This is a genomic window from Flavobacterium frigoris PS1, from assembly GCF_000252125.1.
GTDB classification, from domain to species: domain Bacteria; phylum Bacteroidota; class Bacteroidia; order Flavobacteriales; family Flavobacteriaceae; genus Flavobacterium; species Flavobacterium frigoris_A.
The window spans coordinates 21,660-38,328 of the sequence record NZ_AHKF01000032.1 but is presented as its reverse complement, the minus strand read 5'-3'; the positions used below and the strand labels follow the sequence as shown (position 1 = coordinate 38,328).

General features: G+C 35.5%; 9 protein-coding genes and 1 pseudogene. All 10 read right to left on the bottom strand.

Annotated elements, in window-relative coordinates:
• Positions 1-119: 119 nt before the first annotated feature.
• Complete coding sequence (locus HJ01_RS16435; RefSeq protein ID WP_007139634.1) at positions 120-2,528, bottom strand: thiamine pyrophosphate-dependent enzyme; 2,409 nt, start codon at positions 2,526-2,528, stop codon at positions 120-122.
• Between the two features lie 186 nt (positions 2,529-2,714).
• Positions 2,715-5,462, bottom strand: coding sequence for a hypothetical protein (locus HJ01_RS16430; protein ID WP_007139633.1), 2,748 nt, complete (start codon positions 5,460-5,462; stop codon positions 2,715-2,717).
• Positions 5,463-5,652: 190 nt separating this feature from the next.
• Positions 5,653-6,381 (bottom strand): TIGR00730 family Rossman fold protein, encoded by a 729-nt coding sequence (locus HJ01_RS16425; protein WP_007139632.1) that lies wholly within the window; start codon positions 6,379-6,381, stop codon positions 5,653-5,655.
• Between the two features lie 121 nt (positions 6,382-6,502).
• Positions 6,503-9,334 (bottom strand): excinuclease ABC subunit UvrA, encoded by a 2,832-nt coding sequence (uvrA, locus tag HJ01_RS16420; RefSeq protein WP_007139631.1) that lies wholly within the window; start codon positions 9,332-9,334, stop codon positions 6,503-6,505.
• A 100-nt stretch (positions 9,335-9,434) separates the two neighbouring features.
• A pseudogene (locus HJ01_RS18090) lies at positions 9,435-10,388 on the bottom strand (Fic family protein).
• Positions 10,389-10,446: 58 nt separating this feature from the next.
• Entirely contained in the window at positions 10,447-12,231 is a 1,785-nt protein-coding gene (locus HJ01_RS16410; RefSeq protein WP_007139628.1) for a chloride channel protein, read from the bottom strand.
• A gap of 35 nt (positions 12,232-12,266) precedes the next feature.
• On the bottom strand, positions 12,267-12,578 hold the full coding sequence (locus tag HJ01_RS16405) for a DNA alkylation repair protein (protein WP_081478731.1): 312 nt from the start codon (positions 12,576-12,578) through the stop codon (positions 12,267-12,269).
• The gene (gene ggt, locus HJ01_RS16400; RefSeq protein WP_007139626.1) at positions 12,556-14,241 is read right to left on the bottom strand and encodes a gamma-glutamyltransferase; all 1,686 of its coding nucleotides are present in this window, start codon (positions 14,239-14,241) and stop codon (positions 12,556-12,558) included. The genes HJ01_RS16405 and ggt (HJ01_RS16400) overlap by 23 nt, the downstream gene beginning before the upstream one ends.
• A 51-nt stretch (positions 14,242-14,292) precedes the next feature.
• Positions 14,293-15,978 (bottom strand): gamma-glutamyltransferase, encoded by a 1,686-nt coding sequence (gene ggt, locus HJ01_RS16395; RefSeq protein ID WP_007139625.1) that lies wholly within the window; start codon positions 15,976-15,978, stop codon positions 14,293-14,295.
• A 38-nt stretch (positions 15,979-16,016) separates the two neighbouring features.
• A complete protein-coding gene (locus tag HJ01_RS16390; protein WP_007139624.1) occupies positions 16,017-16,604 on the bottom strand; it encodes an ACP phosphodiesterase in 588 nt (195 codons plus the stop codon).
• Positions 16,605-16,669 lie beyond the last annotated feature (65 nt).

Below are 16,669 nucleotides of genomic sequence, written 5' to 3'. Positions count from 1 at the left end.
TTTTGTTTTTATTTAGATTGTGACTAATTATTTGATGTGACAATATACTGTTTTTATTAAGGCAAAAAAAATCCCAAGGTTGTTAAGGTTGGGATTTTATTTTATAAAAAGAACATATTTTAATATAAACTTGGGTATTTCGAAGGATTAACTTCGTTCATCATGGTGTATACTTTTTCAAAAATATCCTCGATAGAAGGTTTTGAGAAATAATCACCATCAGTTCCATAAGAAGGTCTATGCGCCTTGGCGGTCAAAGTTTGTGGCTTGCTGTCTAAATAGTTGTATCCATCCTGTTGCTCAATGATTTGTTGTAAAATATAGGCAGAGGCTCCTCCAGGAACATCTTCATCGATTACTAACAGACGATTAGTCTTAGCGATACTTTTTACAAGATCATGGTTGATGTCAAAAGGGAGTAAAGACTGTATGTCAATTACTTCACATTGAATACCTATTTCTTGTAGTTCCTTTGCCGCTTGTTCTACCAATCTTAAAGTAGATCCGTAAGAAACTAAAGTGATATCTGTTCCTTCTTTTATTGTTTCCACAACTCCAATAGGGGTTTTGAATTCACCATAATTCAAAGGCATTTTCTCTTTTAAACGGTAACCGTTCAAACATTCTATAACTAATGCAGGTTCGTCACATTCCAACAGAGAATTGTAAAAACCTGCCGCTTTGGTCATATTTCTTGGAACTAATACATGAATACCTCTAACGGCATTTATGATCATTCCCATAGGAGATCCAGAATGCCATATGCCTTCTAAGCGATGTCCTCTCGTACGTATAATTAGCGGTGCTTTTTGTTTTCCGGCCGTTCTGTATTGTAAGGTTGCTAAATCATCGCTGATAATTTGAATGGCATATAATAAATAATCCAAGTATTGAATTTCAGCTATTGGGCGTAAGCCTCTCAATGCCATTCCAATTCCTTGTCCTATAATAGTTGCTTCGCGAATACCAACATCGGCAACACGTAGTTCTCCATATTTTTCCTGCATTCCTTCTAAACCTTGGTTTACATCACCAATGTTTCCTGAATCTTCACCAAAAATTAGTGCTTCAGGATATTTTGTGAAAATAGCATCAAAATTATCCCTTAGGATCATTCTACCATCTGTATCTTCTTTTGCATTGTCTGGATATTTAGGTAATACTTGATTTACAGAAAACACATTCTTGTCAGAATCCGAATACAAATGGCTGCTAAATTTTTCTTGGCTATTATTAGTGTAAGATTTAATCCAGTTTGACAATTCGACTTTACCGTTTTCATTTATGACAAGACGTAAGGTTTTACGTGCAGCGACAAGGATTTCTTTTCTTAATGGATCCTTTATGCCGTTTAAAGCAGTAGCAATTTTACTTATTTTATCCTTGTTGTTACTTGAATTGGCTACTTTTTCCAATAAAGTAACTAGCTCTTTTTTATTAGCTATAATGGGGTCTATAAATTCGCTCCATGCTGCTTTTTTACCTTCAAGGACTTCTTTTTTCGTATTTGCATCTATTTCAGCAATTTCTTCCGAAGAAGCAATGTTGATTGCAATCATCCAAAGCCTCATCTGTCTGATACAGTCGTAATCCCTTTCCCATGCAAGACGATCTGCGTCTTTGTACCTTTCATGCGAACCTGAACTTGAATGCCCTTGCGGTTGTGTCAGTTCATCAACGTGTATAAGTACAGGAATGTGTTTTTCACGAGCAATAGCAGACGCTTTTTCGTACGTCGCTATCAAATCGGAATAATCCCAACCTTTTACTTTAAGTATTTCGAAACCATTAGTGTTTTTTTCCTTTTGGTATCCCTTTAAAATTTCAGATATGTTCTCTTTTGTAGTTTGATGTCTTGCATGAACTGAAATTCCATAATCGTCATCCCATACACTTATTATAAGAGGTACTTGTAAAACGCCGGCCGCATTTATAGTTTCAAAAAACAAACCTTCTGAAGTACTTGCATTACCAATGGTTCCCCATGCAACTTCGTTTCCGTCGATGGAGAATTTAGATTTGTCTGTAAGTCCAGAAACTTGTCTGTATATCTTTGATGCTTGTGCAAGTCCAAGTAATCTAGGCATTTGTCCAGCTGTAGGAGAAATGTCGGCACTAGAATTTTTTTGCTTTGTTAAGTCCTTCCAAGAACCGTCTTCATTCAAACTGTGAGTAGTAAAATGGCCGCCCATTTGTCTACCCGCAGACATTGGTTCTTGTTCAATATTTGTATTACCGTATAATCCGGCAAAAAACTGTTGCACTGTCAATTGACCAATCGCCATCATAAACGTTTGATCGCGATAGTAGCCGGAGCGAAAGTCACCGTTTTTGAAAAATTTAGCCATGGCCAATTGAGGAACCTCTTTTCCGTCTCCGAAAATTCCAAATTTAGCCTTACCGGTCAACACTTCCCGACGTCCTAATAGACTGCATTCCCTACTTGTTATAGCGATTTTGTAGTCGTTCAACACTTCGGTTTTAAAATCTTCGAATGTTAATGTAGTATTGCTTTTTTCTTTTATCATAGTTGAAAGGTATAACTTAGTGGTGCAAATTTAATTAAAAACTAGCGATTATCATAATTCATTGAAATAAATATAATTTAATTATTGATAGTTAAACACCGTTAAAGATATTTATTTTTTAAGTATTCGTAATTAAATAGTTATTATTTTAAAAATAATTCAATATAAAATCGCTATTAGCAGCTATTAAAACCATTTTCGATTAAATAAATTGATTAATATTTTAGGTGATAAGGTAATAACGAACCGTACTTTTTCATTGTAATTTTTCTGACTTATTTCCCAGCCATTAGAGGAATATACAGGTAGGAACAATTCAAAGTAGTCAGGAACTAAATTTAAGCGGATACCACTGTCATATAAAAATCGCGTGTTTTGCTGTTTGCTTTTTATAAAACCTGCATCTCCATAAAGTTCTATCCAATTCCAAATATTGTAACTTCCATTTAAAGTGGTGATCCATTGGTTGGCGTATGGGTTGTCCAGTTTCGATTTAAAACCACCCTCGGCCACAATCAATTGTTGGCTAAAGAAACCACTACTTTCTGATCGCCCATAATAGCTGTAGTCAAAAAGATAGTCGGTAGGACGGTCTAAGGCGAAGCTGAAAAAATCAGAATTAGTATTATTGTATAAAAAACTTCCTGCATACAAACGTAAATTTATCTGACGGTTGTTCTCAAAAAGTTTTCGATACTCAATTTCCGCTGCCATTTTTCCGAATTTCCCCGAGAATTGAACATCCCCCATAAAGCTCAAATGCTCAGTAATCTCAGTATTTGTATTGAAATATTTTGCATTGAAAACCGAATAATTTTGAGAGATATTGTCAGTTATAATTTCGCTTTTTTCCCTACTTACTATAACCTGACGCAGAAGGATTAGCTGTTTACGATTATCTCTAAAGTCACTTTCACGAAATCGAAACTGAACCATGGGGTTAATTTTTAAATAGGTCGCATCTGGGGCATAATGGAAATAATTACCCGAAAGCGAATATTTCGTGTTATATAGAGAGGCATTTCTGTGATTTTGATTAACGACAAAAGCTGCGGAACCTGAGAACGTTTGTGCTTTTGTTGAATACGAAGGATTAACTTCAAAAATAAAAGGTTTGTCTAATAATGTCTTATTATGTAGTCTTAAACCCGGAGACAAACCATCATATAAATTATAAGTTAGAGTAGGAACATACAGTACCTGATTGTAATAAGGATCCTCGAGGTCCTTCATAAATACAAATTTTACAGGACGGTTGTTCGGAAAAAAGCCTTTTAAGGATTTCCAGTTGTTTCTTAAGTTGTATTCGGGAACTTCGTTTTTATAATTTAAAATGATTTTGTCAGCGTCTTTTCTTTCCAAGGTGAAGGTACTATCTTTAACTGTTGGATTGATCCATTTTTTAAATACGATTGCGCCGTTTTTGATTCCATAAATGGGAATGGGCACTACTACGTTTGTCTTATTTTTGAGCGAAAAAGAAATGCTGTCTTTCGTTTTTGATACCTGCGAAAATTTAAAATCGATGATGTCTCTCGAATTTATAATGGTATTAAAGAACCAACTGATATCCTTGTTAGTATTCGATCTTAATACGGATTCAAAATTTTCTCCAGAAAGCTGATTTTGTTTGTTTTTTAAGTAAAACTCGCGCATACTCTTTAATACAATATTCTCACCAAGATAGTTGTCTAAATAGCGTAAGCTTAATCCTGCACGATATTTACTAGCAATTTGTTCGTTAAATTTTATGAGAGTGTTTTTGGGAGCTCCAAGCGGCTGATCTAAATTCTTTCGGGCCATTAGCATATAAAAATAGCTATATTGCTCGTTGAAATCTAAGTTTGTTAAATTATAACTTTTCAATAATTTGAACGAGGAAGCGCTTCCCAACATTTTAGTGTTTGGATAATTTTCCTCAATATACTTCATCATGGCGTAGACTTGAATGCCATCATAAATCCACGCGTCTTTCCTGTTGTCTAATCGCAAGCTATTTTTTAGGTACGCATTTAAATAGGTCTTTAAGAATTTAATTTCATAGGTGAATTCATCCGAAAAAGGGCTAATAAAAGAGGGTAGTTGATTCAAGCCATAGAAAGGATTTCTATCGTAATCGGCCTGGGAAACGACAATTTTTTCAAACGGATATTGTCCTATTAAATCATTAACAAAATGGACGATACAATCAATGGCCAACGCTTGTTGTGCAGTGCTGATTTTCTGCTCTTTCAAATTGGTAATCACTTCAAGAGGTTTATTTTTGAAAAGGTAAAAACTAGATTTCGGTTCTATAAAAAGACTGAAATTAGTTCGTTTCTTTCCTGATAAGGTGTAGATATTGTAATCCCCTTTTTTTAGGGATCCCGCATTGTTTAAATCAGAGGTCACTTCAAGACCTTTTGAAATTTTTAAGTCTATGTCAAAATCAGAAGCGCCGTTGGCAATATCATCGAGATTGTCATTATTGTATTTTATAAAACCATGGTTTTCATATCGGGCAGGAGTGAGGTACCATGTTTTTAGGTTCATTCCGCCAATAGCATCATAGCCATATTTTGTAAACTTATCGCTAGGAACCTTGACAATATAAGTAAGATGTAATTTTACTTTCTGATGGGGAGCTAGCTTATCCCTTAATTGTATGGTGATAATATCCGGATTTTTGTCCGTTCTTTCCGAACTAAGAAATAATTTATTATCATCAATTATGGTTAAATTAGTAGTGCTGCCGCGTTCTTCTTCCTTTGCCAAATGGAATCCGCGATAAAACTCATCAGAAAATCTTTTAGCCAATGCTGAATTAACATTCGAATAGGCATTATTCCAATCATTCAAAACGATTGAACTCAAGTAATCATCCGATTCGTTAAAAAAAGTAATTTCCTGTTGAATATTTAATGTATTAGTATCAGAATTCACTTCAACGAACATTTGGGAATGATGTTGAGCATATTGCTTTATTGATGCCAATAAAAACAGAAAACAAACTATAAGTCTATAAAATCGTTTCAATTCTTGTTTCAGGTTTAGTACTGCACAATATACATTTATTTGAGGAAAAAGACCATACACCGAAGTTAAATTACCAAAAAAAAAGCCGTTTTAAAAAACGGCTTTACACTTAAAAATTTGGTTTTAAATTGTATTTTTTATAGAAATTATCCAAAACATCTACGACTTCATCTTCGGTGTCGACAATTTTTATTAATTTCAAATCGTCTGGACCTACCGTGTGTTCCTTTTCTATCAAAACAGTCTTTATCCATTCGATCAATCCTGACCAAAAGCTGGTTCCAACCAATATAATCGGGAATCTCGCTATCTTTTTTGTTTGGATTAAGGTCATGGCCTCAAACAACTCATCCATGGTGCCAAAACCACCAGGCATCACTACAAATCCTTGGGAATATTTTACAAACATTACCTTTCGAACAAAGAAATAATCAAAATTCAAGTTTTTGTCCCCATCAATATAAGGGTTGAAGTGCTGTTCAAAGGGTAAAACAATATTTAATCCCACAGAAGTTCCACCACCCAAATGTGCCCCTTTGTTACCTGCTTCCATTATTCCAGGTCCACCACCAGTAATCACACCGTAACCAGCTTTACTGATTTTGAATGCAATACTTTCGGCAAGTTTATAATACTTATCCTCTGGTTTTGTTCTTGCTGATCCAAAAATGGACACACATGGACCAATACGTCCCATATTTTCATAACCGTTTACAAACTCGGCCATAATTTTAAAAATAGCCCAGCTATCATTGGTACGAATCTCATTCCAAGTTTTTTGTTTTAATCGATCTTGGATTATTTTATCCTCATCGTTATCGAAATCTTCTAATCTCATGTTTTACTTTTTTATTGCTGTAGGTTTTTGGAGCTTATTCCTGCTGTTCGCTATATCTTTTACTGGTTAAAAAAAACAAGTAGAAGGTTGCCACTACCATCAGGGCTATAAATCCAGAATACTAAAGTAATTCTTTTTTCAAAAACTGGGCAGTATAGCTTTTCTTATTTTTAATTATTTCTTCGGGTGTACCCTTGGCAACCACTTGTCCGCCTCCTTTTCCTCCTTCGGGACCAATGTCTATAATATAATCTGCAAGTTTGATTACATCCATATTATGCTCTATAATCAATATCGTATTTCCTTTATCTACTAGTCTATTGATTACGCCCATTAATACCCTAATATCCTCAAAATGTAAGCCTGTAGTAGGTTCGTCAAGAATATAAAATGTGTTTCCAGTATCTTTTTTTGATAATTCACCAGCTAATTTTATACGCTGTGCCTCACCGCCAGAAAGGGTAGTGCTTTGCTGTCCTAATGTGATATACCCTAAACCTACATCTTGTATGGTTTTTACTTTTCGATATATCTTCGGAATCATTTCGAAGAATGGAACGGCTTCGTCCACGGTCATATTCAACACATCTGAAATTGATTTTCCTTTGAATCGAATTTCTAGTGTTTCTCTGTTAAATCGCTTTCCTTGACAGGTTTCACATTCAACATAAACATCGGGTAAAAAGTTCATTTCAATCGTTCGTACTCCTGATCCCTGACAGGTTTCGCAACGTCCGCCTTTTACATTAAAGCTGAAACGTCCCGCCTTGTAACCGCGTATCATACTTTCTGAAGTCTTAGTAAACAGGTTTCTGATTTCAGTAAATACCTCAGTATACGTTGCCGGATTAGAGCGTGGCGTTCGCCCAATAGGACTTTGATCTATATTAATTACTTTATCGATAAGGTCTAAACCTTCAATCTTTTTGTAAGGTTGTGGTTTTTTTACACCATTAAAATAATAGGCATTCAAAATAGGGTAGAGCGTACCGTTTATCAAAGTCGATTTTCCACTTCCTGAAACTCCCGTCACACAAATCATTTTTCCTAAAGGCAATTCAATGGATACGTTTTTTAAGTTATTCCCAGTTGCGCCAGTCAGTTTCATGAACTTGCCGTTACCTTCACGGCGTTTTTCAGGAATTTCGAGTTTCATCGTCCCATTCAGATATTGAGCAGTAATGGTGTTTGATTTTAGCGTTTCGGCAGGTGTTCCTTTACTAATTATTTCACCACCAAATTTTCCCGCTTTAGGACCGATGTCAATCACATAATCCGCACGTTCAATCATATCCTTATCGTGCTCAACCACAATAACTGAATTCCCAATATCGCGTAATTGCTCTAACGAATGTATTAATTTATCGTTGTCCCTTTGGTGCAAACCAATGCTGGGTTCATCTAAAATATAGAGAACTCCAACCAATTGAGAACCAATTTGTGTGGCTAATCTAATGCGCTGCGCCTCTCCACCAGAAAGTGATTTTGAACTTCGGCTTAATGATAAATATTCTAAACCTACATTCATCAAAAAGTTCAATCGATCGTTTATTTCTTTGATAACTTCAGTTGCAATGCGCTTTTGTTTGTCAGATAAATGACTGTCCAAATCAAGGAACCAAGCCGTCAAATCAGAAATATCCATGCTGCATAATTCCGAAATGTTTTGTTCGTTTATTTTAAAGAACTGGGCTTCCTTTTTCAATCGTGTACCTTCGCAAACCGGACAATTTATCTCGTCCATAAACTCTTTCGCCCAGCGTTTAATTGTGGTAGAACCACTTTCGTCATGTTGGTTTTTTATGAAATGGGAGATGCCCTCAAAATCAATTTTATAGTCGCGGGCCACTCCTAAATCTTTAGAGTTAATCGTGAATTTTTCCTTACCGCCATTCAATATCATTTCCATGGCTTCCTCAGGAATTTTTTCTATCGGATCTGTTATTTTGAAGCTATATTTTTCTCCTATGATTTCCAATTGTTTAAAAATCCAAGAAGACTTATATTCCCCCAAAGGTGCAAAACCACCATTTTTGATTGACAATTTCGGATTTGGGATGATTTTTTTGGGATTGATTTCGTTTACTGTACCCAAACCGTTACAATGGTCACAAGCTCCTTTTGGTGAGTTGAACGAAAATAAATTAGGTTCTGGGTTTTGATAAGATATTCCGGTAGTAGGGCACATGAGGTTTCTACTAAAATAGCGCACTTCATTAGAATCCTGGTCTAAAACCATTAATACATTTTCACCGTGATGCATGGCCGTATTAATGCTTTCGCTCAAACGTTTTTCATTGTCGGGAGTCGCCTCGATCACCATTCGATCAACTACAATCTCAATATCATGCGTTTTATAACGATCCAGTTTCATTCCTGTCGTAATGTCCCGCACCTCGCCATTTACGCGAACCTTTAAGAATCCTTGTTTGGCTATTTGCTGGAACAACTCCCCATAATGTCCTTTTCTAGCTCTAATAACTGGCGCCAGAATATTGATACGTTTGTTAGTAAAATCTTGTGTGATCAGATCCTTAATTTGCTCGTCAGAATAACTGACCATTTTTTCGCCAGTATTGTAACTGTACGCGTCAGCTCCACGGGCATAAAGTAATCGCAGGAAATCATATATTTCAGTTATGGTTCCCACTGTGGAGCGAGGACTTTTACTGGTTGTTTTTTGTTCAATCGCGATAACTGGCGAGAGTCCATCTATTTTATCCACATCTGGACGCTCCAATCCGCCTAAAAACTGCCTGGCATAAGCCGAAAATGTTTCTACGTATCGGCGTTGACCTTCGGCATAAATGGTATCGAAAGCTAGGGATGATTTACCAGAACCAGAAAGACCAGTAATAACTACCAGTTTTTCACGAGGAATGGATATATCTATATTTTTAAGGTTGTGAACACGAGCTCCTTGAACGTCAATAGTATTGTCTTTGTCTAACATAATTTTTGCAAAAAAGCAAAGTTAACCTTTTGGTTTATTCTTTCAATAGAACACTTTAGAAGTTTATGTTAAAATGGGAGATAAAAAACGCCAACCGAAGTTAGCGTTTTCTCTTTCTTGTGCAGATATAGTTTTCAACGGCTTCTCTTGTAGTAAGCCAGTTTCTACCTTCTTTGTAGACATCAATTTTTTCTTTTCTAGCCAGTAAACTGATGTATTCTTGGCCGTAAGGCATATCCGGTTCTTGAACTAAATTTGAAATTTCGATGTATTATTTATCGTTATTAGGAAGCGCATTAATGTAAATGTTAAGTGTTCGCTCTACCGCCTGGCACATCAAAAGAGTGAGTTTTTGATAGTTCCCAGCATTAGCTTGATTGAGTGCTTCATAGTACTTCTTTCTGTCATTTTTTAGAATGATAGCAGGAGGAAAGCGACAACGCATCAATAACAAATTCATTACTAATCTTACGGTACGACCATTACCATCAAAAAACGGATGGATCCAAACAAGTTTGTGATGAAAAACAGTCGCCAATTCAATATCGTTAAGCTGTAACGGATTTGTGTTTATGAAATCAATCTATTCATCTAGTAAATCCGAAACTTTATTGGCATTTGGTGGTACAAAGTTAGCTCCTGTAATACGTGCACCTGCATTGCGTAAATGCCCAGCAAAATCTTCTTCAATAGAGCGCAAAACCAGAGCATGTAAAGAAAGAATATTGATGCTTTTTAAAACATATTCATCATTTACTACTTTAAACAAAAAATCAATGGCTTTGTCGTCGTTGTATGTTTCAAAATGCTCTCGAAGTGATTTTCCTTGTATGGTAATTCCCTCTTGAATGACCATTTGGGTTTCTCGTAAAGTCAATGAATTTCCTTCAATACTGTTAGAGTTATAGGTCCATTTAATAGAAAGACTCTCCTTGATTTTATTCAAAGCGATGTTTGGCAAAGGTCTGCTGGATTGCAAAATTTGCTTCTTTCCATTCAATCGATCAAAAGTTGTTTGAAATTCTTCGCTATAGTTTAAGTCTATCTTCCACATAGCCAAAAAGATGCTACTATTATCGGAGATTACTCAATTTATACTATCCGATATTAAATTACTCTATTGTCATCGATTTCAGTTTGGTACGATAGGCTTCAAGTGCTACAGATTTTGAGATAAAACCGAAATATTTTTCATCCTTGATAACTGGAAGGAATGCTACTTTTGATCGCTCAAACTTATTCATGACCGTTTCCATACTGTTGAAAGGGTAGATGATCTCAGTAGGCGCAGCCATAATGTTCTTTACCAAGGTATATTTTACCCTATAAGTATTGAAGATGATTTCTCTAATATTATTGAAATGAACAATACCTAACAAATGCTTGTCTTTGTCAACAACGGCAAAAATAACCTGATTGGAATGGGATATTAAATCAACCAGTTTTTCTAGATTTTCATCTGGAGAAAGGGTTAAATAATCTGTTTGAATGATGGAAGTAGTATCTAATGTTGCAAGTACATTCGTATCTTTATTACTTGTAAAAGCATGCCCTTTTTGAGCCAATTCTTTTACGTCCATTGAGTGTTTTTCAAATCGTTTTGAAATAGCAAAACTAATAGACGCCACAATCATAAGCGGAAGCATTAAACTATATCCTCCAGTAATTTCGGCAATAAGAAAAATCGCAGTTAGTGGAGCATGGAATAAACCGCTCAAAATACCTGCCATTCCTACTAATGTGAAATTACTGACAGGCAAACGCGTTAGTCCAGTTAAATTTATAAATTTTGAAAAGAAATAACCTACATAGGAACCCATGAATAGAGCAGGGGCAAAGTTTCCTCCATTTCCTCCAGAACCTAATGTGATTCCTGTTGCAAAAACTTTTAACATCATTGTACCGCCCACAAATGCTAAAAGAACCCAGGGATTATTTCTAAAATCGCTAAAGAGGGTGTTTTCTAATAATTTACCAGGATCACTATCTGACAATACTTTTATACTTTCATAACCTTCACCAAATAAAGTAGGGAAAATGAAAATTAGCACAGCCAAAATTGAAGCTCCTAAAAATGCTTTCTTATAAGGGTTTAGTTTTAATTTATGAAAAAAGTGTTCTGTTCTTTGAAAGTTCCTCGTATAATAAATGGAAATAAAACCAGTTGATATTCCTAGTAGAATATAAAATGGTATTTTATGATAATCAAAAACTTGTTGTTGTCTGAAATTTAATAAGATCGTTTCATCTAATACAATTTCAGAAACGAGAGCTCCCGTTGCAGCGGCAATCATAATAGGTGTAAAAGCGGAGATGCTTACATCGACCAATAAAAATTCAACAGCAAACAAAACTCCAGCTATTGGAGCGTTAAAAGCAGCAGCAATTCCGGCAGCTACACCACAACCAATAAGTAAAGTCCGATCTTTATAGCTTAGTTTATATTTTTGGGCATAATTAGATCCAAAAGCAGCTCCAGTTACTACAATTGGGCTCTCTAAACCCGCTGACCCTCCAAGACCAACAGTTAAGGAACTGGTGATAATCTGGGCATACATTTGTTTTTTTGGTATTATACTGGCTTTTTTTGCTACACCGTATAAAATTTGTGATGTCCCTTTTTCAATAGAGCCCCCAAGCACTCTTTTAACAACAAAAACAGTAAGTAAAAGTCCCGCAATAGGTAAAACACTATTAATAAAACTCAGTTTTAAAATTCCATTAATGTAAGTGGCAAATGAAAAAACCCAGTGAGCAAATGTTTTTAGAACAATAACGGCAAATGCTGAAGTGATCCCAACAAGTACGCTAGATAAGAAAATAAATTGCTTTTCTGTCAAAATGGATTGTGACCAAGCTATTATGCTTTCTAATTTAGTTCTAATTTTTTTAAACATTTATCTTTTTTTGAAAATGCTAAATTACTATTAATTTAAGCATTACTTAAGTTTTTCAAGGCTTCTTTTTTGCTCAATGGCTTTAAGTTATTAACGTCTACAAAATTTTTTACCGCTTCTGAATTTGTTTTGGCGTATTCACGTAAAGACCATCCAATTGCTTTTTGAATAAAAAATTCTGTTGAATTTTGATGTTGTAGGCAAATCTCTTTTAAAATTTCAAAATTCGTTTTTTCTTTATATCCCAATTGGAATAAAATCACGCTTCTATTCAACCACATATTACCTGAAGTAGAAAACTCAGAAATTAATAAAAGGCATAGTCTAAAATCCAAGAGCTGTATCATCTCCTCTAAAGTCGGCGCCACCCTCTAGTTTTCCGTTTGGTAATGCTAGGATAGCATCAACCTTTCCAATTACAGGTGTCGTTTTTTCATTAATCAAATAGCCTTTTGCTTTTAAGCTTTCTAATGTTTTAACATCAAAAGCATTAGGTTCAAAAGTAATTAAATCAGGTAACCATTGGTGATGAAAGCGAGGTGCATTTACTGCTTCCTGCATGCTCAATTGGTATTCGTATACATTCAAAACAGTTTGTAATACCGATGTAATTATGGTAGAACCTCCTGGCGATCCAACCGACATAAAAAACTTTCCGTTTTTTTCTACAATTGTAGGAGTCATTGAGCTCAACATTCTTTTTTCGGGAGCAATACTATTGGCTTCGTTTCCAACTAATCCAAACATATTAGGTGTTCCTGGTTTTGAACTGAAATCATCCATTTCATTGTTAAGCATAAAACCTAACTCATCACAATAATACTTAGAACCAAATCCCGCATTCAGCGTTGTTGTTGCCGAAACTGAATTACCAAACTGATCCACAATAGAGTAGTGGGTAGTTTCCATGCTTTCATTGTAATTTACTTTTCCTTCTTTTATTTCAGATGAAAGAGTGGCTTTGTCTACATTGAAATTGCTCATTCTTCCTTTTAAATAAGCATCATCCATTAATGCTTTCAAAGGAATTTTCACAAAATCAGGATCTCCCAAGAAGTAACTTCTGTCAGCGTAAGCTCTTCTTTCAGCTTCTACAATAATTTGGATTCCCTCAGATGAATTGTGTCCCATTTTAGCCAAATCATAAGGAGCTATCATTTTCATAATTTGTGCCAGACAGATTCCACCGCTACTTGGCGGAGCCATAGAAATAATGTTTAAATCTTTGTATTTAAAAGTTATAGGGTTTCTCCATTTGGCTTCATATTTTGCCAAATCTTCCATGGTTATAATGCCACCTTTGTCTTTTAAATAAGCTACTAATTTTGTAGCGGTTTCCCCTTTATAAAATTCATCTTTTCCGTTTTTAGCAATTCTTTTTAACGTATTTGCCAAAGCAGGATATTTGATAGTATCGTTTTCTTTATATACTTTCGAAAAAAGTGAATTGGTACCGTTTATTTTTGTCAACTCTTCGCGGTAGTCGTTTAAACGTTCTTCTTGTTTATGAGTAACAATAACGCCACGTTCCGCTAGTTCAATTACGGGTTTAAGGATTTCTGCCATTGGCAAAGAGCCTAATTTTGTATGTACTGCAAACACACCAGCAATAGTTCCAGGAATTCCTATAGCTAAAGGAGTTTTTGTGCTTTTTCCAGGAATTACATTTCCATCTTTATCAAGAAACATATCTTTTGTAGCTGCTAAGGGAGCTTTCTCGCGATAATCTAATGTTCCTATTTCTCCATTGGCTTTTCTGTAAACCATGAAACCGCCACCTCCAATGTTACCAGCATAAGGATAGGCAACCGCAAGGGCCAACTCTGTAGCAACCATTGCGTCAAAAGCATTTCCACCTTTTTTCATGATATCGGCTCCAATTTTTGAAGCTTCTGCTCGTGCGGAGACAACCATAGCTTTGTTGGCGATAAGTCCTGTAGGTTGAACAGTTGTAGTTTGAGCTTTACAGCTGAAACAAATAAAGAATAATAGAATAATAATGTTTTTCATTGCTTTGGGTATTTATATTATTGTTTTGTAGAGAATTAATAATACTACATTTTAAAATCCAACGGCTTTATTGTCTTCCCTTTTATCGGCTCCACCTTCTAATTTTCCATTTTGTAATACTAAAATTGCGTCTACTTGGCCTACTATTTCTTTATTGGTTTCGTTGACTTTGTATCCCTTTTCTTTTACTTTTTCCAATAGTTCTTTATCAAATGAAGCGGGCTCAAAAGTAATTTCATCAGGTAGCCATTGATGGTGAAAACGAGGCGCATTAACTGCTTGCTGCATGCTCATGTTGTATTCATAAACATTCAAAATGGTTTGCAATACTGAAGTAATTATGGTAGAACCGCCTGGTGTTCCTAAGACCATGAATAATTTTCTGTCTTTCTCGACTATGGTTGGAGTCATAGAACTCAACATTCTTTTTCCCGGAGCAATACTATTCGCTTCTGTACCTGTAAGTCCATAAAGATTTGGAACACCTGGTTTAGCACTAAAATCATCCATTTGATTGTTCAGAAAAAAACCTAATTCGTCACAGTATATTTTAGAACCATAATTGTCATTTAAAGTCGTCGTGGCTGAAACTGCGTTTCCTTCAGAATCCACAATCGAGTAATGCGTTGTTTGTTTACTCTCATATCCAGGAATATTCCCTTTTCCAATTTCGGAAGATTTAGAGGCTTTATCGAAAGAAAAATCACTCATTCTATTTTTGATATAGATAGAATCTAATAATGCTGCAACTGGGAGTTTTACAAAATCAGGATCTCCAAGGAAAGAGTTTCGGTCAGCATAAGCTCGTCGTTCAGCTTCTGTGATCACTTGAATCGCTTTCACACTGTTGTGTCCCATTACGGACAAATCAAAAGGTTCAATCATTTTCATAATTTGGTTCAAACAAATTCCTCCACTGCTAGGCGGCGACATAGAAGTGATTTTTAATTCTTTGTATTTAAAAGTGATTGGCGCTCTCCATTTAGCTTCGTAGGCATTCAAATCTTTGAGTGTCATATTACCGCCCTTTTGAGTCAAAAAAGCAATCAGTTTGTGAGCAGTCTCGCCATTGTAAAATTCATCACGTCCATTATCAGAAACGCGCTGTAAAGTAGCCGCTAGAGCAGGGTATTTAATACTGTCACCTGCTTTATATTCTTGCGAAAACAAACTATTTGGACCGTTTGTTTTGATGAAAGTAGCTCTATAATCAGCAAGACTTTTCGCTTGATGCTCAGTCACAACAACACCTTTTTTTGCTAAAGCAATTACGGGAGCCAAGATCTCTGCAATAGGAAGGGATCCATGTTTTTTGTGTACAGCAAATAAACCAGCAAGAGTTCCGGGAACACCAGATGCAAATGCTGTGGCTGTACTTTTACCTTCAATTACATTTCCATCTTTATCGAGAAACATATCTTTAGTTGCGGCCCATGGTGCTTTTTCTCTATAATCCATGGCGCCGGTTTCTCCATTGGCTTTTCTGAAAACCATAAAGCCTCCTCCGCCTATGTTTCCGGCTTGAGGATAGGAAACGGCCAAAGCTAGTTCAGTTGCTACCATGGCATCAAATGCATTTCCTCCTTTTTTCATGATAGCAACTCCTATTTCCGAAGCTTCCTCACGTGCCGAAACGACCATCGCTTTATCAGTTAGTAAACCTGTTGGGGCAATTATTTTTTCATTCGATTTACATCCTATTATAGCTAAGGAAAGCAGTACTATTATTTTTTTCATTGTGGGTAGTTGGTTTATAGTTTTGGTTTATTTTAAATTTATTGCAAAGTGATTAGCTTTTCTCGGGCATGCTCTCTTAAATCTTCAAAAAACTTTGTGAATTCATTCTCGAATTCTGTATAAAATTCCTGCAGTTCCTCCGTAGCGAAACGCATTTTTGATTTGTTTTTTGTCCGGCTATCCATTTGAGTCAAAATAGTATTTATTCCCTCAATTGTTTGATAACTCGACAACCAATTTTGCTGAAACATATAGGGCATAATTCCTATGGTTCTCTCTGTTAAAATTGGGCGATTGTCTTCTAGTGACTTATAAAAGAATTGAATGTATTCTTCTAGATTTTCATTAGAATAATTGGTCCAGTTTTTAGCTAAAAAATGATCGTAAAATACATCGACAATCACACCAGCATAATGATGGTAATGGCTGTGTAGCTTTTTGGTGCTTTGTCTAAAAACAGGATGTGCATCCGTAAAAGTATCTATGGCTCTATGAAGAATGATTCCTTTTTGAATTTCCATTGGAAAAGTTTCAAAATGTTTGCCCCGAATTCCATCAGCCATAAAATTACCAATTTTAATTAAATCATTGTCGCCCGAAAGATAAATGTGTGCTAAGAAGTTCATTCGCCTAAATTATGAATTCTAATTGACTTTATTAAATTGTCAATTATTATATTTGTGGAAATTAA